The organism is Duganella rhizosphaerae, assembly GCF_040364205.1.
Taxonomy (GTDB): domain Bacteria; phylum Pseudomonadota; class Gammaproteobacteria; order Burkholderiales; family Burkholderiaceae_D; genus Rugamonas; species Rugamonas rhizosphaerae.
This window is the reverse complement of the sequence record NZ_BPWK01000089.1, coordinates 1-309: the sequence shown is the minus strand read 5'-3', so window position 1 is coordinate 309 and position 309 is coordinate 1. Positions and strand designations below refer to the sequence as shown.

1 protein-coding gene is annotated in these 309 nt (G+C 71.8%); it reads left to right on the top strand.

All coding sequences use genetic code 11. The features are described 5' to 3' along the window. Positions 1-309, top strand: a 309-nt coding sequence (locus RUGAMON1_RS32730) for a phosphopantetheine-binding protein (protein ID WP_445234437.1), incomplete at both ends; no start/stop codon positions are given.

Genomic DNA, 309 nt, shown 5'->3' with positions numbered 1-309 from the left:
CACGACAACTTCTTCGAGCTGGGCGGCCATTCGCTGCTGGCGGTGGCGCTGATCGAGCGCATGCGCCGGGCCGGCGTGCAGACCGACGTGCGTGCGCTGTTCGGCACGCCGACCATCGCGGCGCTGGCCGCCGGCGGCGGCGCGGTCGACGTGGTGGTGCCTGCCAACGGCATCGTCGACGGCTGCGAGGCGATCGCACCGGACATGCTGCCGCTGGTGCAGCTGAGCCAGCAGGAGATCGACGGCATCGTCGCGGCGGTGCCGGGCGGCGCCGCCAACATCCAGGACATCTATCCATTGGCGCCGCTG